This is a genomic window from Paraburkholderia bannensis (assembly GCF_014200455.1).
GTDB classification, from domain to species: Bacteria; Pseudomonadota; Gammaproteobacteria; order Burkholderiales; family Burkholderiaceae; genus Paraburkholderia; species Paraburkholderia bannensis_A.
Genome location: NZ_JACHBW010000019.1, coordinates 132,950 through 153,624 on the forward strand (window position 1 = coordinate 132,950; position 20,675 = coordinate 153,624).

At 62.5% G+C, this 20,675-nt stretch carries 15 protein-coding genes and 2 pseudogenes; 8 read left to right on the forward strand and 9 right to left on the reverse strand.

Going from position 1 to position 20,675, the window contains the following annotated elements; translation table 11 throughout:
* Positions 1-101 precede the first annotated feature (101 nt).
* Positions 102-539, forward strand: coding sequence for a carboxymuconolactone decarboxylase family protein (locus F4827_RS27660; RefSeq protein ID WP_183730073.1), 438 nt, complete (start codon positions 102-104; stop codon positions 537-539).
* A 10-nt stretch (positions 540-549) separates the two neighbouring features.
* The gene (locus F4827_RS27665; protein WP_183730076.1) at positions 550-990 is read left to right on the forward strand and encodes a cupin domain-containing protein; all 441 of its coding nucleotides are present in this window, start codon (positions 550-552) and stop codon (positions 988-990) included.
* Between the two features lie 43 nt (positions 991-1,033).
* On the opposite strand, the pseudogene F4827_RS27670 reads toward F4827_RS27665, so the two are convergent.
* The 6 genes and pseudogenes from F4827_RS27670 to shc all read right to left on the reverse strand — a co-directional run.
* Positions 1,034-1,429: pseudogene (locus F4827_RS27670) on the reverse strand (LysR substrate-binding domain-containing protein); the annotation flags it as partial.
* Positions 1,430-1,605: 176 nt separating this feature from the next.
* On the reverse strand, positions 1,606-2,223 hold the full coding sequence (locus tag F4827_RS27675; protein WP_183730079.1) for a histidine phosphatase family protein: 618 nt from the start codon (positions 2,221-2,223) through the stop codon (positions 1,606-1,608).
* Between the two features lie 283 nt (positions 2,224-2,506).
* Positions 2,507-3,460, reverse strand: coding sequence for a chemotaxis protein (locus F4827_RS27680; protein WP_183730081.1), 954 nt, complete (start codon positions 3,458-3,460; stop codon positions 2,507-2,509).
* Positions 3,461-3,688: 228 nt separating this feature from the next.
* A complete protein-coding gene (locus tag F4827_RS27685) occupies positions 3,689-5,308 on the reverse strand; it encodes a methyl-accepting chemotaxis protein (RefSeq protein ID WP_183730085.1) in 1,620 nt (539 codons plus the stop codon).
* Positions 5,309-5,596: 288 nt separating this feature from the next.
* Positions 5,597-6,925, reverse strand: a complete 1,329-nt coding sequence (locus F4827_RS27690; RefSeq protein ID WP_183730089.1) for an IS4 family transposase — start codon at positions 6,923-6,925, stop codon at positions 5,597-5,599.
* Between the two features lie 124 nt (positions 6,926-7,049).
* Positions 7,050-9,107: a squalene--hopene cyclase gene (gene shc / locus F4827_RS27695; RefSeq protein WP_183730160.1), complete on the reverse strand. Its 2,058-nt coding sequence runs from the start codon at positions 9,105-9,107 to the stop codon at positions 7,050-7,052.
* A gap of 52 nt (positions 9,108-9,159) precedes the next feature.
* Here shc and F4827_RS27700 point away from each other — a divergent pair, with 52 nt between their 5' ends.
* Complete coding sequence (locus tag F4827_RS27700) at positions 9,160-9,867, forward strand: TetR/AcrR family transcriptional regulator (protein WP_183730092.1); 708 nt, start codon at positions 9,160-9,162, stop codon at positions 9,865-9,867.
* 15 nt (positions 9,868-9,882) lie between these two features.
* On the opposite strand, the gene F4827_RS27705 is transcribed toward F4827_RS27700, so the two are convergent.
* Entirely contained in the window at positions 9,883-10,950 is a 1,068-nt protein-coding gene (locus F4827_RS27705) for a LacI family DNA-binding transcriptional regulator (RefSeq protein WP_183730095.1), read from the reverse strand.
* Between the two features lie 244 nt (positions 10,951-11,194).
* Between F4827_RS27705 and F4827_RS27710 the strand changes: the two genes are divergently transcribed.
* The 5 genes from F4827_RS27710 (at position 11,195) to F4827_RS27730 (ending at position 17,614) form a co-directional block, all read left to right on the forward strand.
* Positions 11,195-12,376 carry an ABC transporter ATP-binding protein gene (locus tag F4827_RS27710; RefSeq protein ID WP_183730098.1) on the forward strand — a complete coding sequence of 394 codons (1,182 nt, stop codon included), beginning with the start codon at positions 11,195-11,197 and terminating at the stop codon, positions 12,374-12,376.
* A 21-nt stretch (positions 12,377-12,397) separates the two neighbouring features.
* Positions 12,398-14,383 (forward strand): beta-galactosidase, encoded by a 1,986-nt coding sequence (locus F4827_RS27715; protein ID WP_183730101.1) that lies wholly within the window; start codon positions 12,398-12,400, stop codon positions 14,381-14,383.
* Between the two features lie 26 nt (positions 14,384-14,409).
* A complete protein-coding gene (locus tag F4827_RS27720; protein WP_183730103.1) occupies positions 14,410-15,663 on the forward strand; it encodes an ABC transporter substrate-binding protein in 1,254 nt (417 codons plus the stop codon).
* Between the two features lie 123 nt (positions 15,664-15,786).
* Positions 15,787-16,752 carry a carbohydrate ABC transporter permease gene (locus F4827_RS27725; protein ID WP_409258866.1) on the forward strand — a complete coding sequence of 322 codons (966 nt, stop codon included), beginning with the start codon at positions 15,787-15,789 and terminating at the stop codon, positions 16,750-16,752.
* A gap of 10 nt (positions 16,753-16,762) precedes the next feature.
* Positions 16,763-17,614, forward strand: coding sequence for a carbohydrate ABC transporter permease (locus F4827_RS27730; protein WP_183730106.1), 852 nt, complete (start codon positions 16,763-16,765; stop codon positions 17,612-17,614).
* A 56-nt stretch (positions 17,615-17,670) separates the two neighbouring features.
* On the opposite strand, the pseudogene F4827_RS27735 reads toward F4827_RS27730, so the two are convergent.
* Together F4827_RS27735 and F4827_RS27740 are read right to left on the reverse strand one after the other, a co-directional pair.
* A pseudogene (locus tag F4827_RS27735) lies at positions 17,671-18,483 on the reverse strand (ShlB/FhaC/HecB family hemolysin secretion/activation protein); the annotation flags it as partial.
* Positions 18,484-18,854: 371 nt separating this feature from the next.
* The coding region (locus tag F4827_RS27740) for a polymorphic toxin type 22 domain-containing protein (RefSeq protein ID WP_183733976.1) at positions 18,855-20,675 on the reverse strand (1,821 nt) is incomplete at its 5' end.

Below are 20,675 nucleotides of genomic sequence, written 5' to 3' on the forward strand. Positions count from 1 at the left end.
TACCTGAGAAAGCCGTGGATTGGTCATTTCGCATAGCCGCATCGGCGCCTAGTATTCACTCCATCGCGCCACCCGGCGTACTCACTTCCCGAGGAACCATCATGCAACAACGTCTGGACTTCTATCGCGCCAACCCGCCCGCCATCAAGGCTTTGCTCGCCCTCGAAGAACGCGTCGAGAAAAGCAGCATCGAAAAGCCGCTCGCCGAACTGGTGCGGCTGCGCGCCTCGCAGATCAACGGCTGCGCCTACTGCGTGGACATGCACGTCACGGATGCGCGCAAGGGCGGCGAAACCGATCGCCGTCTGGCCACCGTGGTGGTCTGGCGCGAAACGCCCTTCTTCACGGAACGCGAGCGCGCCGCGCTGGCCTGGACCGAAGCGCTCACGCTGGTCTCGCACGACCATGTGCCCGACGCCGTCTGGGAAGCCGTGCAGCCGCATTTCAGCGAAGCGGAAATCGTCGATCTCACCTTGCTGATCAACGCGATCAATAGCTGGAACCGCTTTGCGATTGCCTTTCGCAAGTTGCCCGCCTGAGGAGCGCGTCATGACGTTTCGCTCTTCTTTCGTGCGCGCCGCCGGGTCGATCATCGGCATGGCTGCGTTGTGCGGCGCATGTTCGGCCTTGGCGCACGACATGAATGACGCCGATGCCGCCAGCGAGAAAGTCACCCCCGTGCTCAAGCAGGCGATTGCCGAAGCGCCCGGCAAGAACGTGCTGATCGCCACCGTCACGTTCGCGCCGGGTCAGGCTTCGCAGCCGCACAGGCATCCGGGCTCGATTTTCGCGTATGTGACGCAAGGGCATATCGAATCGCAACTGGAAGGCTCGCCCGCTCGCGTTTATGGCCCCGGCGAGGCGTGGTACGAGCCGCCGGGCGCGCATCACATCGTCGCGCGCAACGCCAGCAAGACGGAAGCGGCGCAGATTCTCGTGTTCGCCATCGCAGGCGAGCACGATCCGATCAAGACGCCCCTGCCGCATTGAGTCCGGCTGGGTTCAGGGCGCGCGCTTCCTGCTCGCGCGCCGCCTCGAACAGGCGCACGCACATGAAATCGACGAAGGCGCGCAGACGCGGCGACGGATGGCGGCTCGACGGCCAGACGATCGAGAACTGGCCCACGGTCGTTGTGTACGCATCGAGTACGCTCGCCAGCGTCCCCGCCGCGAGCGCGTCGCGCACCAGAAAATCCGGCATATAGCCAATGCCGAAGCCCGCGACCACCGACTGCATCAGCGCTTCCATGTTGTTGCAGACGAGCGCGCTGCGCAATGCGGGCAGCGCTTCGCCGTGCGTGGCAAGCTCCCATGGCTGCAGTTTGCCGGTGTCTGGAAAGCGGTAGCGCACGCATGCGTGCGCCGCGAGATCGGCGAGCGTGCGCGGTGCGCCCAGGCGCCCGAGATAGTCTGGCGACGCGCACAGCACAGTCGGCGGCAGAGGCGTTCTGGCTCATGGTCGTGTTCCATGCAGAGTGGCGATCACGCCATCCTTTGGGATTTGCACGCGGCGCTGAACAATTTTGTTCTGCTTTGGAAAGTTGCAATGCCGCCAGTCGCCGCCAATCGCCGCCAATCGCCGCCAATCGCCGCCATCAGCCGAGCTTATTCGCAGCCTTCGGGTTTTGCGTTCCAGCGGCGGATCGCGCGATTCTCGCGGTCGAATCCCAGAATGCTGACCGACGCCGTATCCAGATACAGATGCGCACCCAGCGCCGCCGAATCGCCAATCCAGCAGCCCGCCAGCACGCGCAGAAAATGCGCATGCGAAAACACCGCGATGCGCCCGCCGTCGCCCAGCATCGTCAGCAGACTGTCGACCACGCCGCGCGCACGCGCTTCGATCTGCGCGAGATTTTCGCCTTCGGGAATCGCCGAATGCCACACGCTCCAGTCGGGTTCGCTCTGGCGTATATCGGCGGTCTTGCGCCCTTCGTAGACGCCGTAATTCCATTCGTGCAGATCGGCCGAAATCTTCACGCGCTCGCCAAGACCCGCCAGTTTGCAGGTCTCGATGGCGCGCGACATGGGGCTTGCGAGCACCGCGTCGAAATGCTGTGCGGCGAGCGGTTTCGCGAGTGCCTGCGCCTGTTCGCGGCCACGCGCCGTGAGCCCGATATCCGTGCGGCCCGTATGCTGCCCGCTGCGGCTCCACTCGGTTTCGCCGTGACGGATCAGCCAGACTTCGTGGGATGCGGGATGCGCGTTCGATTCTGCGGCCATGAGTTCACTCCGTGATGGGCGTCGCCATGCGAAAGCATGACATTGGGCGTTGCGTGCCGACCTCTGCACCGGCATCGGCACTTATTTTAAGGCAGCACGCCCCACGCCGCGCGCGAGCCACACCCGAGCCCACGCCTTTCGCACACGACGAAAAAAACCGGCCATAAGGCCGGTTCGGAGAGGTTCCGGAGCGATGTTGCCTGCACCCGGAACCCGAGAGAAGCGTTCTTCTTCTTGATCGCGTGTGGTTTTTAGCGTTTATTGCGCCGGGCTTCGAGCCCGCTTACGCGGCCAGCGCCTTGCGGATCGCAGCCGACAATTCAGCCGGTGCGAACTTGGTCACATAGCCATTCGCGCCAGCGTTGCGCGCGTGCGTTTCATTGGCCGCGCCCGTGAGCGACGAGTGAATGATCACCGGAATATGTTTCAGACGCGCGTCGGCCTTGATTTTGCGCGTGAGCATGAAGCCGTCCATTTCCGGCATTTCGAGGTCGGTGATGACGAGCGAAACTTTTTCGCGCACCGGCACGTTCTCGTTGGCGGCTTCCTCGGCGATTTTCAGCAGCATCTGCCACGCCATTTCGCCGTTCGACGCAATCACGTGCGGCGCATCGAGCGCCGTGAGCGCCTGGCCGAGCAGCGCGCGCGCAAAGCCCGAATCGTCGGCGGCAAGGATCCGGCCGCCTTCCGTGCGCAGCGCGTCGCCGACCGCTTCCGGCTTGACGTCTTCGTGCTGCTCCGGGAAAACATCGCGCATCACCTGCTCGACGTCGAGCACCTGCGCGAGGCGCGTCTTGCCCTCACCCGCGTCGATACGCGCGATCCCCGTGACATAACCCGAAGTGCCGCTCGACTCCGCGCTCAGCACTTCCTTCCATTCGAGGCGGATGATGTCTTCCACCTCGTCCACCGCGAAGGCCTGCGTGCCGCGCGAGAATTCGGTAATCAGCAGAATGGGCGGGCGCTTGTCCGAAGGCGAGCCAATCAGCGAAGCGATGTCGATCACGGGAATGATCTGCCCGCGAATATCCACCGCGCCCACCAGATGGGCGGGCGCCCCGGCGATCGGCGTGACTTCCGGCATCGTGACGATCTCGCGGATCTTGAACACGTTGATGCCATACAAACCGCGCCCCGCGCCCGGACGCGCTTCGCCCAGACGAAACAGCAGGAGTTCCAGGCGGTTGTTGCTGGTCAGCGTGGTGCGTTCGTCAACGCCTGGTTGCATCGTCTTCATGGATTTTTGTCTGATAAATTGCGTCGTCTTGCGCATCGTCTTGCGCTTTGGAGCGAACCTGAATACGGGCTGATCGTGCAGTTGCCGAGATCGCGTGCGATCCGTCCCCGCTCGAAACGCCTGCATTCTGGGTCTGCCGGGTCTGCTCTCACCCCGCCCCCAATCCTGATATCGGCAGGGCGCGGCGAAGCTTGAACGGTGCCAACCCTGGTCGCGTTGAAGTCAGGCTCAGCCGAAGCTCGGTTGCGCCTGCCGGGCAGCATGACCGTGCTGAGCATGAGCGGCGAAAGCATGGCGGGCCGCCTGCGCAAAACTGAACACGCCCACCGCGCGCTTGAGCGTATCCGCCTGCTGTTCGAGCGATTGCGCGGCAGCGGCGGCCTGCTCGACCAGCGCGGCGTTCTGTTGCGTGACTTCGTCCATCTGCGTGACGGCCGAGCTGACCTGTTCGATCCCTTTGCTCTGCTCTTCCGACGCCGACGAGATTTCCGAAACGATATCCGACACGCGCTTGATCGCCTCGCGCACCTGCCCCATCGCATCGCTCACGCGCCCGGCCTGGTGAGCGCCGCCCTCGATCATGCTGACCGACGAGCTAATAAGCTCCTTGATCTCGCGCGCCGCCGTGGCCGAACGCTGCGCCAGGCTACGCACCTCGCTCGCGACCACCGCGAAGCCACGGCCCTGCTCGCCTGCACGCGCCGCCTCGACCGCTGCGTTGAGCGCCAGGATGTTGGTCTGGAACGCAATGCCTTCGATCACGCCGGTAATTTCGGAAATCTTGTGCGAGCTGCCGCTGATCTGCTGGATCGTGCCGACCATTTCACGCACCGCTGCATCGCCGCCGCTGGCGAGATCGTTGGCGTCGCCGGCCAGGCCATTAGCCGCACGCGCGTTGTCGGCGTTCTGCTTCACCGTCTCGGTGATTTCGGTCATGCTCGCCGCCGTTTCCTCCAGCGAAGCAGCCTGCTCTTCGGTGCGCGCGGAAAGATCGAGGTTGCCCGCGGCGATTTCGCGCGCGGCCAGCGCCACCGATTCGGTCGTGTGCTGGATGCCGCGCACAATGCCCGCAAGCTGACCGTCCATGCGCTTGAGCGCGCCCAGCAACTCGCCGAATTCGCCGCCGACATTGGCGTCGATCTCGCTTTCGAGGCAGCCGCCCGCGATCGTGTTGGCGACCGTGATCGCGCCGTTCAGCGGGCGCATGATGACGCGCAGCAGGAACACCGATGCCGCGAACGCCACCGCCAGCCCCGCCAGCACCAGCGCGATCGCCACGATCAGCGCCGTATGCGCGTGGCGTTCCGAATCGGCGGAGAATGCGCGGGCTTCGTCGTCATTGACGGCGATGTCCTGATTCACGAGGTCGACCAGGTTCTGCGCGAGCGCGGCGTGCTCGATTTCGAGCTGCTGGCCACCGTCGAAGTCGCCCGCGTTGAAGCGCTGCAGGCTTTGGGTCGCGGAATCGCGGAATGGTCCCATGGCGGCGTCGATCTTGTCGGCAATCGCGCGCTCACTGGGGTCGGTCACGCGCGCGGGGTAATAGTCCGCCCACGCTTTGGCAAGTTGCGCGAGGTCCTGGTCGGCCAGTTGAGCCGCCGCGCGGGTTTTCTGTGCGTCGCGGCCCAGCGCGATACGGCTCAGTTGCAGCCGCGAGTCGATTGCCGAGGCGCGCACCTCGCCCAGATCGCGAATCGGCACGACCGTGCCGGAATATTCGTCGAGTACGGTTTGATTCAGTCCCGAAATTGTCGATGCGCTATATGCGCCGATGAGCGCGATGATGACGACGCAGATCGCCATCGCCGCGATGATCTTGAAGCGTACCGTTTGAAGCAAACCGTTCATGTTCCTCGCCCTTATGCCGGCAACGATGCGCCGGTTATCGACGCACTCCAGAGCTTTATCGACATTTCAGGCCGAACAATTAGCCTTCTTTTCGATTTTTTATTGCGGCTTTCTGCAGATCATTACATGTCTTTCATATTCACAACAAAGGACTTCTGAAAGCATGTGTTGATGGAGCGCCTTGCGTCGCCCTCCACTCTCTCAACCGCTTTCATGGCGCTTTTGATTAGCATTTCGAATTATTTTCTCCGTAAAAAAAAGCCACCCCGCAGGGTTAATGCCGTTCAGTTAAGGCACTTTCCGAAGGTAGCGGACGGCGTAACGGGCAGGTCGTGATTTGACGACCCGGTCGCATGAGCGGCCGGGTCGTTTTACATTGGGCAGTGATTTCAGCTGTTCACGCAGGCGATGCAGGCACGCGGGCAACTTTGCATACGCAGGGGTCATCGCGGCCCACATCATCTCGTGCTGGATCATGTGCAGGGCGCGCACGAAACTGATATCGGTGGGGAGCGGCTTCGCTTCGCGTGCGGCGCTGGCGATCTCCCGGCGAATCAGGTTATAGGCAATCAGCGCGCCCCAGATTTCCTGGTACACCCCGTCGACCGTGCGGCTGCGCAGGCTTAGCTCCATGCCCAGCATCGACTGCTTCAATTCCCGGTAGCTCGTCTCGATGTGCCAGCGACGCTCGTAGCAGGCAACGATGTCGGCGGCCCGGAAGCGTCGTCGGTCGCGCAACGACGTCAGTAGCACGCGCTCGCGCCCGCGCGCATCCACCGTGCGAATCGCCCGCGCCGACCAGAACTCAGGCAGTGCCGGGCACTTTTTGCGCGCCTGTGGCGACACACGCATGCGCACATCGGCATCATGCGCTTTACCGCCGGTAACCTCCCAGCAGGTATTCGATTTGGCGGGAATCAGGAAGTGGCGGTTCTGGCCGCCCATGGTCAGTCCGCACAGGATTTCGGCGGCCAGAAATCCCTTGTCGAAGACGGTGAGCGAGTCGTCCGGAATCTGTGGCAGCAGCCCTTTGGCGTAGAGCATTTCATTGGTGTCGTAGCGGCCGAAGCCGATGGCCGACACCAGATGCGTAGGAATTGCGGTGAGCGTGACGGCACGCACCTGTGGATAGCTCGCCACCTTGCCACTCGCGTAGCCCTGCGCGCCGAAGTGCTCCCGGTTGGCGGGGCTATCGGCCGTGCGCAGCGTCGTGCCATCCATAGCCCACAGGCTCAGGCCCTTGAAGGCATGGTGTTGTGCGTCCTGCTGGCTCCAGGTCCGCGCGGTCTGCTCGAACAGCCAGGCCAGCGGTGCCTGGCCCACGCGCTGCCGGGCTTGCACGACCGCGCTCTTGCTCACGCACGGCGCTGTTTCGTCGGGCAGCACCAGATCCAGGCTGTCGAGCACTTCGCTGACCGACCAGTGCCGGTACATCGCCAGCGCAATGACCAGCCAGACCACCTGTTCCGCCGGCAAGCGCCGGCGCCGGATGCTGGCAGTCCCGGTCGCCTGAACCGCGCGCTCGACCCACTCGTAGGGCAAATGCTCGGCGAGCCGGCTCAAATCGGCAGCAGGTTCTTGTGCTTCTTGCAGAAAGGTCAGGTGGCTGGCAAGCATCGTTGCGCACGTTAACACCACCTGGCGGTGTTTACAAACCCTTCTTCTGCTCCTGCCGCATCAAAAACAAAAATGCCGTTCAGTTGCTTAACTGAACGGCATTAACCCCGCAGGGTGGCTTTGCTCAAACGGCTAATGCCTTTTCTTTAGCGCTTTCGCGGGTATCCGCGTGCGTTTTCGCCTGCGCGGCGCTCACCAGACGGCGATAGCGCGATAGTGCCCAAAGCGGGAAGTACGCGGTATAGCCATGATACTTAAGGTAATAAATGCGCGGGAAACCCGGCGCATTGTGCGAGCGGTGCCACCAGAAGCCCTCGCCGTCCTGCACCGAAAGCAGATACGCGATGCCGCGCTGGACCGATTCCGATTCGAAATCGCCAAACGCCATCTGCGCGAGCAGCGCCCACGCCGTGAAGTTCGACACGCTTTCGCCGCCGTTCGTGCCGGCCAGAGCCGGATCGATATAACTGTCGTTGGTCTCACCCCAGCCGCCGTCGGCGTGCTGGCGCGAACGCAGCCATGCCAGCGCACGGGCGATATACGGCTGCTTCGGGTCTTCGCCCGCCAGCGCCAGGCCCGCCAGCACGCTCCACGTACCGTAGATGTAGTTGGTGCCCCAGCGGCCCCACCAACTGCCGTCCGGACACTGCGTGGCCTTGATGTAGTCGATGCAGCGCGCGAGCGAGGCCTTGTCCTCCTCGCGGCCCGTCACGCCAAAGCACAGCAGCACGCGGCCCGAAACGTCCTCGGTGGGCGGATCGAGCAGCGCACCGTGATCGGCGAACGGAATGGCATTCAGATAGAGACGGTCGCAATCGGCGTCGAACGCGGCAAAGCCGCCATTGCGCGACTGCAGCCCGCGCATCCAGTCGAGCGCCAGCGTCACGCGCGCCGCGTAAGGGTCCGCGCCCGTGACCTGCTTTTGCAGACGGCCACGGCGATGCAGCATCGCCACGACAACGGCGCTGTCGTCGATATCCGGGTAATACGGGTTCTCGTACTGGAACGCCCAGCCGCCCGGCGGCACGTCGGGCTTGACGTTCTCGATCCAGTCGCCCTTGAGATCGTCCACCTGACGCGCGGCGAGCCAATCGTAGGCGAGCGCGATCTGTTGCTCCAGTTCAGCGCGCGGGATATTGGCTTCAGTCGCTTCCTCTGCCGGCGTATCCGGCACCGTCAGCGACTGCTCCAGCGCCATCGTGCTCCATGCCGTGTCCCACACGGGCGACAGGCAAGGCTGGCAATACACGCTGCCGTCCGGCCGCTCGACCAGCAGCTTTTCCAGCGCGTTCTCGCAGTCGCGCCGCAGCGGGTGATCTTCAGGATACCCAAGGACTTCCATCATCTGGTAGCTGTAGACGATGGGCGGAAAAATACCGCCCATGCCGTCTTCGCCATTCATGCGCTCGGCGCACCAGGCTTCTGCGTGCTTGATCGCACGCTTGCGCAGCGCGCCGGGAATCAGCGGATCGACATGGCGCAACAGGCGGTCCATGACCAGAAACGCACGTCGCACGCCCTTGCCGCGCGCAAAATATTCGCGCTCCTGCTCGGGCGGCGTGACGAACAGCTCGGCGATCGACACGTTATGCGGGTTCTTCGCGCGCGCCTTGAGCGAGCACAGCACCAGCAGCGGCACCATGGTCGTGCGCGCCCAGTAGGCCACCTTGTACATCGAGATCGGCACCCACTTCGGGAACAGCACGAACTCGACCGGCATGAAAGGCGTGGCGCGCCACGGCACCTGGCCGAAGGTCGCCAGCAGAATGCGCGTGAATACGTTGGATTTTGCCGCGCCGCCCAGCTTCAGGATGGCTTCGCGCGCGCGCACCATGTGCGGCGCATTTTCCTTGTCGCCTGCGGCCTTGAGCGCGAAATACGCCTTCACGCTGGCCGATACATCGGGTGCGCCATCGACATATAGATCCCACGCGCCATGCGTTTCGAGACGCTGGATAGCGCGCAGATAGCGCGCCATTTTCTCCTGGCGCGCGGTGTCGATCTTCGCCATGAAATGCATCATGAGGATGTATTCGGCGGTGATCGTCGCATCGGATTCAAGCTCGAAACACCAGCTCCCTTCGGGCTGTTGCCGGCGCGCAAGTGCGTTGCGTCCCCGGACGATAGCGGCGTCGAGCAGCGCCGCGAATGGCAGGTCGGATTTCTTCATGGCGCGAATAATACCATCCAGACGGAATGTTTAGCCTTGACGGTCGCAATGGTAAGATCCGGTCATGAAGAACACTTCCGCCAAAGCCCCAGCCGAAGGGGCTGGCCACGCCGAGGCCACGCCGTCGACTGCGCAAACCCCGCCCAGCCAGAGCCTCCAGACCAGCGCGCCGGAAATCGGGGCAGCACCGCCTGCTCCCGCTTCGGGCACCCGCCGCAAGAAGGCGCCGGTGCAGGTGCGCGCGCAGTTATTGCAGGCGGCTTCCGATATCGCCACCGATCACGGCGTGCCCTCGGTCACGCTCGACGCGGTGGCCGAGCGCGCGGGCGTCACCAAGGGCGCGTTGCAGTATCACTTCGCGAACAAACAAGGACTCCTTGACGCTTTGTTCGGCCAGACGCTCGAACGCTTCGAGCGTCAAATGGAAGCGCGGCTCGCCGCCGATCAAGACGATGCCGGCGGCGCACGCGCGCGTGCTTATCTGCATTCGAGCATCGACGAAATGAGCCCGGCGGCCAGCACCAATGTGCTGCGCGTGCTGGTGGCCGCGATGATGACCGATCCGGACATCCGCGAGCGTTACGCTGCGCCAATGCGCAAATGGACCCGGCCCGACCCGCTGCCGCTCGAACAAGCGGCGCGCCTGATGATCTGCCGTCTCGCCGCGGACGGGCTGTGGATTTCCGATCTGCTCGGATATCAGGACATGTCGCCGGAGATGCGCGAAGAAGTCGTGCGCCAGATCGAGAAGATGACGTTCAACGCGGCCTGAAACGCTGCGATCGCATTAGCGGGAAGCGGGCGCGGTCGATGCGCGCACAACCAGATGCGGAGGCGAGGCCACGCAGACTTTCGCCTCGCGCTCGCCCTGCCCGCCTGATTTTCCCGTGCCCGCAATCAATTCACGCAATAGCGCTACGCCTAATTCCGCTGCTTCCACCGTCGGCACCGCAACCGTGGTCAGCGCGGGCCGAGATTCGCTCGCCAGATGAATATCCGTGATGCCGACCACCGATAGCTGACGCGGCACATCGAAACCAAGATCTGCGGCGGCCTGCATCGCGCCCAGCGCGGGCAGATCATTGGTCGCAAACAGCGCGGTGAGATCGGGATGGCGACTGAGCAGTTCGCGCGCCGCCGCGTAGCCGCCCTGCGTGGTGTCGCTAGCGTGAATCACGGGTGCCGCCGCCGGGTCCAGCCCCGCCGCCTCCATCGCCGTCACGAAGCCGTCGTAGCGGGCCGCGTGAATGCCATAGGCCTTGCTGCCCACGATCGCGCCAATACGCCGGTGCCCCAGTTCAATCAAGTGACGCGCCGCCAGTTCGCCCGCAAGATGAAAATCCACTGCCACGCACGGCAAGCCGGGGGATTCGAGCGGCTTTTCCCACATGCAAAGCACCACGGGCGCCCCCCGCAATTCGGAGAGCCGCAGATCGTCGAAATCGAGGTTGGCGTTCATCACCAGCACGCCTGCGGACAGCGTGCCCGCGAGTTGTTCGAGATACGCGCGGCCCGTGTGTGGATCGCCATCGGTATTGCAGATGATGAGGAACTGCCCGCTGCGGCGCAGCGCATTTTCAACGGCGAGCGCGAACTCGGGATAAAACGGATTGGCTATGCTCGCCACCATCAGCGCGATAGTGGGCGCCCGCCCTTCCGCCAGCGCGCGCGCGGGTAAATGCGGACGATAACCGAGCGCTGCGATCGCTTCGAGCACGCGCTGGCGCGTCACCTCGCCGACGCGGCCACGGCTGCGCAGCACGTTCGAGACCGTCGCGGACGTCACGCCCGCGTGACGGGCGACTTCGGCAAGCGTCGGCGCAGACGAATGAGTGGATGTGGGCGTGGTGGGCATTGCTTTTTACATCTCAATATTTGGGAATGCATTTCAACATTTGCATGATTGGCTCTGGCAGCGGCACCATTGGCCTCGCATTCCAGCGTTGCACTCGCCCACGAGGTAACGCAATTAATCCAACGATATCGGAGACACCGCATCAGGCAACCAGCGATCGCGCCCACGATCGATTTTTTTAAGGTTGCCTGATTAAGCGCTTAATCGCTAGCGCTGCGCCGATTAGAACACGGAGACGGGACGAATGGCGAGCATTTCCTTGCGAGGCGTGCAGAAGGCCTACGGCGACAATACGCCGGTGATACGCAATGTCGATCTGGAGATCGGCAAGAACGAGTTCTGCGTATTTCTTGGCCCTTCAGGTTGCGGCAAATCCACCCTCCTGCGCATGATCGCGGGCCTCGAAGACGTCACCGACGGCGACGTGTCGATTGGCGGCAAACTCGTGAACGACGTGCCTGCCGCGCAGCGCGGCGTGGCGATGGTGTTCCAGAGCTACGCGCTATTTCCGCATATGACGGTGTACGAGAACATGGCCTTTGGCCTGAAGCTCGCAAAAACGCCCAAGGCCGATATCGACCGCAAGGTACGCGAGGCCGCGCGCATTCTTCAGCTGGAAGCGCTGCTTGAGCGTCATCCCAAGGCGCTTTCCGGCGGACAGCGCCAACGCGTCGCCATTGGCCGCGCGATCGTGCGCGAGCCGGGCGTGTTCCTGTTCGACGAACCGCTGTCGAATCTCGACGCGACCTTGCGCGGCCAGACCCGCATTGAAATCGCGCGCTTGCACAAGCAGTTCGCCGAAGCGAGCGTCGTTTATGTCACTCACGACCAGATCGAGGCGATGACGCTCGCCGACAAGATCGTGCTGCTGCATAGCGGTAAGGATACCGAAATGTACGGCAGCATTGCGCAGGTGGGTGCGCCGCTCGAACTCTATCACCGGCCTGCGAGCCGTTTCGTGGCCGGCTTCATCGGCTCGCCGCGCATGAATTTTCTGCCTGCAACCGTCAATGGCGTCGATGCGCAAGGCGTGAGCATCACGCTCGACGGTAGCGCAGAAACCCTGCGCCTGCCGCTGCAAGCCGGCGCGCTTGCGGCGGGCGCGCAGGTCACCTTCGGCGTGCGGCCCGAGCATCTGGAACTGATTGCCTCGAACAACGGCCATGCGGCGCGCGCCGGCGAATCGCTCACGCTCGCGCGCAAGGTCACGCTGGTGGAGGCGCTCGGCGAGCATAGCTATGTGCATCTCGATCAACCCGGGGGCAACGTGCTGATCGCCAAGGCGCCCGGCGATGCGCAGTTCGCGCCCGGCGATACGGTCCAGTTCCGCGCTCACGCCGCGCAATGTCATCTGTTCGCGCAGGATGGCTTCGCACTCGCGCCGCTCGCCGCGCAACCCCTTGAATCCGCCGCGCAACGCGCATAAACCATCGACGAGGACACAGGCATGCGTCTTGGAGTCTGCTATTACCCGGAGCACTGGCCCGAAGCAATGTGGAAAGACGACGCCGCGCGCATGAAGGCGCTGGGCATCGAACAGGTCCGCATCGCCGAATTTGCGTGGAGCCGCATCGAACCCTCGCCCGGCGAATACGATTGGGGCTGGCTCGATCGAGCCATCGATACGCTTGGCGAGGCCGGTCTCAAGGTGGTGATGTGTACGCCGACCGCCACGCCGCCGAAGTGGCTGATCGACCGTCATCCCGAGATTCTGCCGGTGGGCGCCGATGGCCGCGCGCGCACATTCGGCTCGCGCCGCCATTACGACTTCTCCTCGCCCGCATGGTACGAGGCATCGCAGCGCATCTGCGAAGCGGTTGCGCAACGCTATGGCCAGCACCCCGCCGTCGCTTACTGGCAAACCGATAACGAATACGGCTGCCACAACACGGTGGTGAGTTATTCGGAAGCTGCAATCAAGCGATTCCGCGAGTGGCTCGCGAAGCGTTATGGCAGCATCGGCGCGCTGAATACAGCGTGGGGCACGGTGTTCTGGAGTATGGAGTACCGCAGCTTCGACGAAATCGACGCGCCCAACGGCACCGTCACGGAAGCGCATCCTTCGCATCGGCTGGACTATCGCCGCTTTGCTTCGGACGAGGTGCAGCGCTATAACCAGATGCAGGTCGAGATCATTCGCGCGCATTCGCCGGGCCGCCCCATCGCGCACAACTTCATGCAGTTGTTCACGGAGTTCGATCATTACAAGGTCGCCGCCGATCTGGACGTGGCGACGTGGGACAGCTATCCGCTAGGCGCGCTCGAAGAACAGTGGTACGCGCCGGACATCAAGGCGCGCTATCTGCGCACCGGTCACCCCGACTTTGCCTCCTTCAATCACGATGTGTATCGCGGCATGTCGAAGCTGCCGTTCTGGGTGATGGAGCAGCAGCCAGGCCCCGTGAACTGGGCGCACTGGAACCCCGCGCCGCTGCCCGGCATGGTGCGGCTGTGGAGCTGGGAAGCCTTTGCGCACGGCGCGGGCTGTGTTTCATACTTCCGCTGGCGTCAGGCGCCTTTCGCGCAGGAGCAGATGCACGCGGGCCTCAATACCCCCGATAACCGGCTCGACATCGGCGGCAGCGAAGCCGCGCGCGTGGCCGAGGAAATCCGCACGGTGCTGGCCGATCCCAAGGCTAATGCGAATGAACGCGTCGATGCCCGAGTTGCGCTGGTATTCGATTACGAAGCGAAGTGGCTTTTCGAGGTACATCCGCAAGGCGCCGATTTCCACTATCCGCGCTTTGCCGTCGAATATTATTCGGCGCTGCGCTCCCTCGGCTTCGATGTCGATATCGTGCCCGTGAACGCGCCGCTCGACGGCTATGCGCTGATCGTGGTGCCGCCGCTGCCGGTGGTGCCTGACGATTTCGCACAACGCCTCGCGCAATCGGGCGCACAGGTCATCCTCGGGCCGCGCACCGCTTCCAAGACCGTGGACCTGCAGATTCCCGCCAATCTGCCGCCCGGCCCGCTGGCCGCGCTGACTCCCCTGCGGGTGTGGCGCGTGGAATCGCTGCGTCCCAATATCGCCGAAGCGGTGACCTTTGCCGCCGATGCATTGCCGGCAGGCCATGCACGCCACTGGCGCGATCTGATCGATATCGATGCGGGCGCAACGGAGGTTCGCGCGAGCTTTGGCGACGGCCATCCCGCGTGGCTCACGCATGGCAAGATTCATTACCTCGCCAGCCTGTTCGACGACGCCACCACCGCCGCGCTGTTCGCACAGGTTGCGCGCGCAGCCGGTCTCGATCCGACGCCGCTGGGCGACGCGCTGCGCGTGAGCCGTCGCGGCGGCCTCACCTGGGTATTCAACTACGGCCCCGGCGCGCACCGCATCGACGCCAATATCCCCGATTCGGCCATCGTGATCGGCCAGCGCGAGATCGAAGCGCAGGGCGTCACCGCTTACCGCACGCAGCACAAATAACGACGTAAAACATAAGGAGACAGGCCATGACAACGAAACTTCGCACCCTGTTCGCCGCCGTCGCGCTGGCGACGGCCACGCTAACGGGCGCACTCGCAACCACGGCGCAGGCTGGCACACTGGAAGTCAATATCGCGTTCAAGGGCGCGAGCCAGCGCGCGGTGTGGACGCAGGTGATCGACCAGTTCAAGAAGACGCATCCGGGCACGGACGTGAAGGTGTCATTCGTCGATGAAGAAGCCTACAAGGTGCAGTTGCCGAACTGGCTCACGACTGCACCGCCCGATATCGTGAACTGGCACGACGGCGAGCGCATGGCCTATTACGCGCAGCGCGGCCTGTTCGAAGACCTCTCGCCCGAGTGGCAGAAGAACAACTGGGACAGCATGTATGCGTCGACGAAGGAAGCTTCGTCGTACAAGGGCAAACAGTATGCCGCGCCCACGGTTTATTACTCGTGGGGTATGTTCTACCGGAAGGACCTGTTCCAGAAGGTCGGCATTGCGAACGAACCGAAAACCTGGAATGACTTCCTGGAAGACTGCAAAAAGCTCAAGGCCGCCGGCATCGCGCCGATCGCCGTGGGCGCACGCGATGCGTGGACGCTTGCGGGCTGGTTCGATTATCTCGACCTGCGCCTGAACGGCAATAAATTCCATCAGCAATTGATGGCTGGCGAAGTACCGTACACCGACCCGCGCGTGAAGAAGGTCTACACCACGTGGAAGCAACTGATCGACTCGGGGTATTTCATCGACAATGCGTTGTCCTACGATCTTGACGCCGCCCAGCCGTTCCTCTTCCAGGGCAAGGCGGCGATGATGCTGATGGGCACCTTCATCACGGGCGGCTTCAGCCCGACGGTCAAGCAGCAAATGGGTTACTTCCAGTTCCCGATCATCGACCCGAATGTGCCGACCGCCGAAGACGGCCCGGTCGAATCGCTGCATATTCCCGCCAAGGCAAAGAACAAAGCCGATGCGCGCGCGTTTCTCGCGTTCACGCAAACGCCCGATATCGGCGCGCAACTCGCCAAGGGACTCGGTTCCCTGTCGGCCAACAGTAAGTCGCCGGAACCGGACGATCCGATTGCGAAGATCGGTTTCCAGATTCTTGCGAACACGAAGGGCGGCATCGCGCAGTTCTATGACCGCGACATGACCAAGGAAATGGCCGATGAAGGCATGAAGGGCATGCAGCAGTTCATCGCCGACCCGACCAAAATCGATCCGATCCTCGCGCAACTGGAAGAGACGCGTAAGCGCATCTACAAGAAGTAAATCACGGGTGGCGCGGCGCTCGATAGCGGCGCGCCACCGCGCGGATTGTTCTGGAGGTAAGCAGTGACGTCCTCAACGACTCATCCATCGACCGGCCGCGGCGCAGCGCTCGCGACCCAGACCGTGGCCCATCGCGCAGACAGCGTGCCGGGCAATACGCCCGGCTCCGCCGGCGAGCGCCGCGCCCAGACACCGCGCGCCACGCAACCGCACGGCAAACCGCGCCGGCGTGTCTCGCCCACCGCACGCCGCCAGCGCCGCGCTGCGGCACTGTTTCTCGCGCCTGCCTGCATCATGGTGGCGATCTACGTAGTGTGGCCGATTCTCTCGACGATCCGCATCTCGTTCTACAACTGGGACGGCATGAGCGAGCCGAGCTTTATCGGGCTGGCCAATTACATCGAACTGTTTCATGCAGCCACGTTTTATACCGCGCTCAAGAACAACGTTATCTGGCTGCTGCTGTTTCTCCTTGCGCCGCCAATGGGACTTGCGATTGCGCTGTATCTGAATCAGGCAGTGGCGGGGATTCGCATCGTCAAATCGCTGTTCTTCGCGCCTTTTGTGCTTTCTGGCGTGGTAGTCGGGCTGATTTATTCATGGTTTTATGATCCGACCTTCGGCTTGCTCGCGGTGCTTATCGGGCACGGCATTCCGGTGCTGGGCGACCCGCACTACGCAACGCCGGGCATTATTTTCGCCGCGCTGTGGCCGCAAACCGCCTACTGCATGATCCTTTATCTCACCGGCCTCACCACGCTCAACAGCGAACAGATCGAGGCGGCGCGCATGGAAGGCGCCAAGGGCTGGACCCTGCTCTGGCACGTTATCCTGCCGCAATTGCGCCCCGTGACCTTCATGGCGGTCGTCGTGACGGTGATTGGCGCGCTGCGTAGTTTCGATCTGATTTCGGTGATGACGGGCGGAGGCCCATTCGAAAGCTCGACCGTGCTCGCCTATTACATGTACGACCAGGCGATCAAGTATTACCGGCTGGGCTATTCAGCGGCAATTGCGGTTGTGCTGTTTGCGATCATGCTGCTTTATATCGTCTATCACCTGCGCCGCCTGCTGAAAAACGAGCATTGAGGTTATCGATATGTTTCCGATTCCCATCGACAAATGGAAGCCCGCGCCGCGGCGGCTCTACAAGCTTTCGCTGCCTGTCGCGCTGCTGATCTGGCTGCTGCCGATGATCGCCGTGATGGTGACATCGATACGCTCTACCGACGAACTGAGCGAAGGCAATTACTGGGGCTGGCCGAGGCATTTCGCGCTGATCGAGAATTATCGCGAGGCGCTGACCACGTCGCCGATGCTGCATTACTTCTGGAATAGCGTGCTGATTACGCTGCCTTCGGTTGCGTGTGCGATTGCGCTCGCGGCAATGGCGGGGTTCGCACTGGCGATTTATCGCTTTCCGGGAAATTCGGCGCTCTTTGCGGCTTTTGTTGCGGGCAATTTCGTGCCGATTCAGGTGCTGATGATTCCCGTGCGCGATCTCACGCTGAAGCTCGGGCTATATAACTCGGTGGGTGGGCTGATTCTATTTCACCTCTCGTTTCAGACCGGCTTTTGCGCGCTGTTTCTGCGCAACTTCATCAAACAGTTGCCGTTCGAGCTGGTTGAGGCGGCGCGTATCGAAGGTGCGAATGAGTGGACGGTTTTCTTTCGCATCATTGTGCCGTTGATCCGCCCGGCACTGGCGGCGCTGGCGATTCTGGTGTTTACGTTCGTGTGGAACGATTACTTCTGGGCGCTGTGTTTGACGCAAGGCGATGATGCCGCGCCGATTACCGTGGGCGTGGCTGCGCTCAAGGGACAATGGACGACGGCGTGGAATCTGGTATCGGCTGGGTCGATTCTGGCGGCGCTGCCGTCGGTTGCGATGTTCTTCGCAATGCAGAAGCACTTTGTCGCCGGGTTGACGTTTGGGGCGACGAAGGGGTGAGGGATGGGTGTGGGATCGCGCGGCGGGAGGCCGCGCGATTGGATGCGAGATCCGCGTTAGAACTGCCCGGTAATCTGGAACCCGACCGTCCATCGTGCGGTCGGGAATCCTCCAGGTTTGTAGATCGGCGTCCCCGCAAAGAGGTCGTACGAGACGCCAACCACTTTTGTCGGCAAGCCGCCACGAATGCCAATCACCGCGCCCGCCAGTTGCGTCCCCGCCAATAGCGCCGTGTTCGGCCCGAACACGCGCCCGTAGTCGATCCCCGCATATAACGTCTGTCCCGTCTGAAGGACCGGCCATTGCAGTTCGTTGCGCCAGTAGAATCCGCGTTCGGCCGCGAGCATCGTTTCTCCGTCGAAGCCGCGCACGGTGTACCGGCTGCCGATGGTCAGCTCGTCGATGTAGAAAAGCGTGTCGTTGGTGAACTGGCCGTGGAATGTCGCGACGTACCGGAACGGCTGGTTCGCGATGGCGAACGGGACCGACAGGTTCGCGTCGAGCACGGCCATATGAAAGCGGTACGTCGGGCCGTCGATATACGGGTCTGGAGTCGCGCCCAAGCCGCCGATGCCCTGACGATAGGCGAGTGTGCCGTCGAACTGCGCAGCACCGAAGTAATGCCGGTCGGTCGCGCCGAACTCCAGAAACGTGTTGTTGCGCTTCTGGGTCGGTATCGTCGTGTCGTCGATGAAGCTGTCGCCGAATCGCTTCGATAGCTGCACATAGCCGCCGAGCACGTCGTTCTGACCGCGCGAGAGCACGCGCGCAATGCGCAGCGCTACGGTCTGAGAATTGCCGCTCGAAACGATGGTCTGGTTCACGGCCGCGATGTTCTGGTAGTACGTGTTCGTGTTGGCCGTCGCAGTTCAGATTCTGGCAACCGATGATCGAACGAACTTCGTAGTCATGCACACCTCCTGACGCGTCTGCCGTCTGCTTATCGGAGTTACGCAGCATTTCGGCCACGATGCGACCTTCCGCCTACTGGTCCATAATGCCAAGCTGCTTCGCGACGATCTTCGCGCCTTTCTTCGCGAGTGCGTATTCGTCAGGGTGGAACTACCGGTTAAAGTTGTCCCCGTCATTGCTATCCTCGAATTAATAGGGCGTACAAGACTGCCGATGCAGCTAACGTTGCAAGCCCTCCCATGAATATCCAATATCTGCGCCGCTCCGTCTTGCTCTTTCGCTTCCATTGATCCAGCGATGGACCACCACCTGCTGCCATATCAATCTCCTAGTTGGTTTTTCGGCCGATTTGCGTGGAATGACTCCACGGCACCACGCCGAACGTCTTGCTCCCCGGGGGGCCGACGCCAAGTTCAATTGCCGTACCTCCACCATACGCATGCGTTATTGCGGCGAAAGCGTTAGCGCCGAACGGCGTGGGCAACGAAACAAAGAATTGGTTTGCGTCTCCGTTCAAAAATGCATTCGTCGATTGCGCAGTCGAACTTCCTATGATCCAACCAAGTGTTACGCTGCCACCTGGAATCCAAGAAACTGCAGAGGTATTCGTCTGTGCTATTCCGCCGGCTGCATATATAGAGCCGTCATAAAGGTTCGCCGTGATGCTGCCTGTGGCAGACAATACTCCACCGCCGACACTTGCGTAATTTGGCTGGAGCGTACGGGCTGCTGCATCCGCATTTGCGCCCTGCGCTTGAATTGCCGCATTCAGCGTCGCATCACTGCACTGTGCGCCCGCACCGCAAGCCTGCGCAACGAGGTCTTTTTGCTTCCCAGCTTTGTCTCCGGTGTCATCGTGCATGGACCTGTTGAACCTGTCTACGTTGTAGCCCGAAACCGCGCCTGCATTACCGCCGATTGCGCCGCCTGCACCAGTCGCAATTGCATTCGCCACGATGTTCCCAAGCGCGGTATTCACGTCGCCGCTGCCGGTCGGATTTGCGCCAGCAATCGCGCCACTCAGTTCATTGAGTTTGCCCGCCGCGATGGACGCGATAGCTGCGCCCGCCGCACCGCCCACGGCGTTTCCGCCTGCGAGCCCGGTCACGATAGCCGCGCCCGCGGCCTGCATTTCCGCACGCGCAATGCCGCCTTCCTTCCATGCGTCCATGCCGGCCTGGTCGCCGTTCGCCTTCGCCTCGTCATACTTCGACTGCGCGAAATCTCCGACGCGGCGCGAGACCGCTTCGCCGGCCGCGCTTGCCGCCGCCATCATGTCGGACTGCCTGTCGAGGAGATTGTTCACGTCCGGCAGTTTGGCGACCGTGCCGTTCGTGTTCGTCGTGTCGCGCGACAGGCTCGCAACGTCCTGTGTCTGGTGGGCCCCGTCCGTCACACTGATCGTGCCGGCGCTGATAGCGCTGCGCGTCGTCGCGCTATCACTGCCGCTGTCGTTCTGGCTCAACATCGGCGCGACGCCGCCCGTATTCGAACCTGACGTATTGCCGTGTGTTGCGTAGTTCGAGCCACCGTCACCCATTGTCACGCCGCCGCCGATACCGCCCGAATGCGCGTTGTAGCTGGAACTGTTCTGGATATCGCTGAAGGTGAGCGTACCGGTCGAGAGGTTATTGTTCGCCGCGTCCGCCGTGCTTGCAATCGTCGCTCCCTTCAAATCGGTATTGCCTTTCACGTTGACGTTGAATCCGCCGTCGCCCGCCTGAACGCCGGCCTGTTCGTTCACGCCTGCATAGTTACCGCTTGCGTCGCCATGCTGTGAACTGAAGCTGCCGCTTGCGCCGCCCTGGCTGACGGAGAAACCGCCGCCCGAACTTTCCTGATGCGCCGCGCTGGTCATTGTGTCCTGCACGCTCGCGATGTTCAGATCGCCGCCCACGTCTGCATTGACCTGACGCGCGTTCACGTTCGCACCAATGATGTTCGTATCGCCGCCCGACAGAATCGTGACCGAGTTACCCGCATTGATGTGCGTGTTATTTGCGATGGCGGAATCGCTGTTCGCGTTGCCGTGCGCCTTCGACATCGAAGCGTCGACACCGAAGCCACTCGTACCATACGAAATTCCGACGCTTCCACTGCTGGACTCGTTTGTGCTTCGCGTCGAATCCGTGTCGGTCGTGTTGACTAG

What these genes read in the sequence shown, in the direction of transcription:
- F4827_RS27675 (WP_183730079.1), bottom strand. Translation starts at nt 2,223, where the DNA reads ATGGCCGCAGAATCGAACGCGCATCCCGCATCCCACGAAGTCTGGCTG.
- F4827_RS27685 (WP_183730085.1), bottom strand. Translation starts at nt 5,308, where the DNA reads ATGAACGGTTTGCTTCAAACGGTACGCTTCAAGATCATCGCGGCGATG.
- F4827_RS27715 (WP_183730101.1), top strand. Translation starts at nt 12,398, where the DNA reads ATGCGTCTTGGAGTCTGCTATTACCCGGAGCACTGGCCCGAAGCAATG.
- F4827_RS27720 (WP_183730103.1), top strand. Translation starts at nt 14,410, where the DNA reads ATGACAACGAAACTTCGCACCCTGTTCGCCGCCGTCGCGCTGGCGACG.
- F4827_RS27730 (WP_183730106.1), top strand. Translation starts at nt 16,763, where the DNA reads ATGTTTCCGATTCCCATCGACAAATGGAAGCCCGCGCCGCGGCGGCTC.
- F4827_RS27690 (WP_183730089.1), bottom strand. Translation starts at nt 6,925, where the DNA reads ATGCTTGCCAGCCACCTGACCTTTCTGCAAGAAGCACAAGAACCTGCT.
- F4827_RS27665 (WP_183730076.1), top strand. Translation starts at nt 550, where the DNA reads ATGACGTTTCGCTCTTCTTTCGTGCGCGCCGCCGGGTCGATCATCGGC.
- F4827_RS27710 (WP_183730098.1), top strand. Translation starts at nt 11,195, where the DNA reads ATGGCGAGCATTTCCTTGCGAGGCGTGCAGAAGGCCTACGGCGACAAT.
- F4827_RS27700 (WP_183730092.1), top strand. Translation starts at nt 9,160, where the DNA reads ATGAAGAACACTTCCGCCAAAGCCCCAGCCGAAGGGGCTGGCCACGCC.
- F4827_RS27660 (WP_183730073.1), top strand. Translation starts at nt 102, where the DNA reads ATGCAACAACGTCTGGACTTCTATCGCGCCAACCCGCCCGCCATCAAG.
- F4827_RS27705 (WP_183730095.1), bottom strand. Translation starts at nt 10,950, where the DNA reads ATGCCCACCACGCCCACATCCACTCATTCGTCTGCGCCGACGCTTGCC.
- F4827_RS27680 (WP_183730081.1), bottom strand. Translation starts at nt 3,460, where the DNA reads ATGAAGACGATGCAACCAGGCGTTGACGAACGCACCACGCTGACCAGC.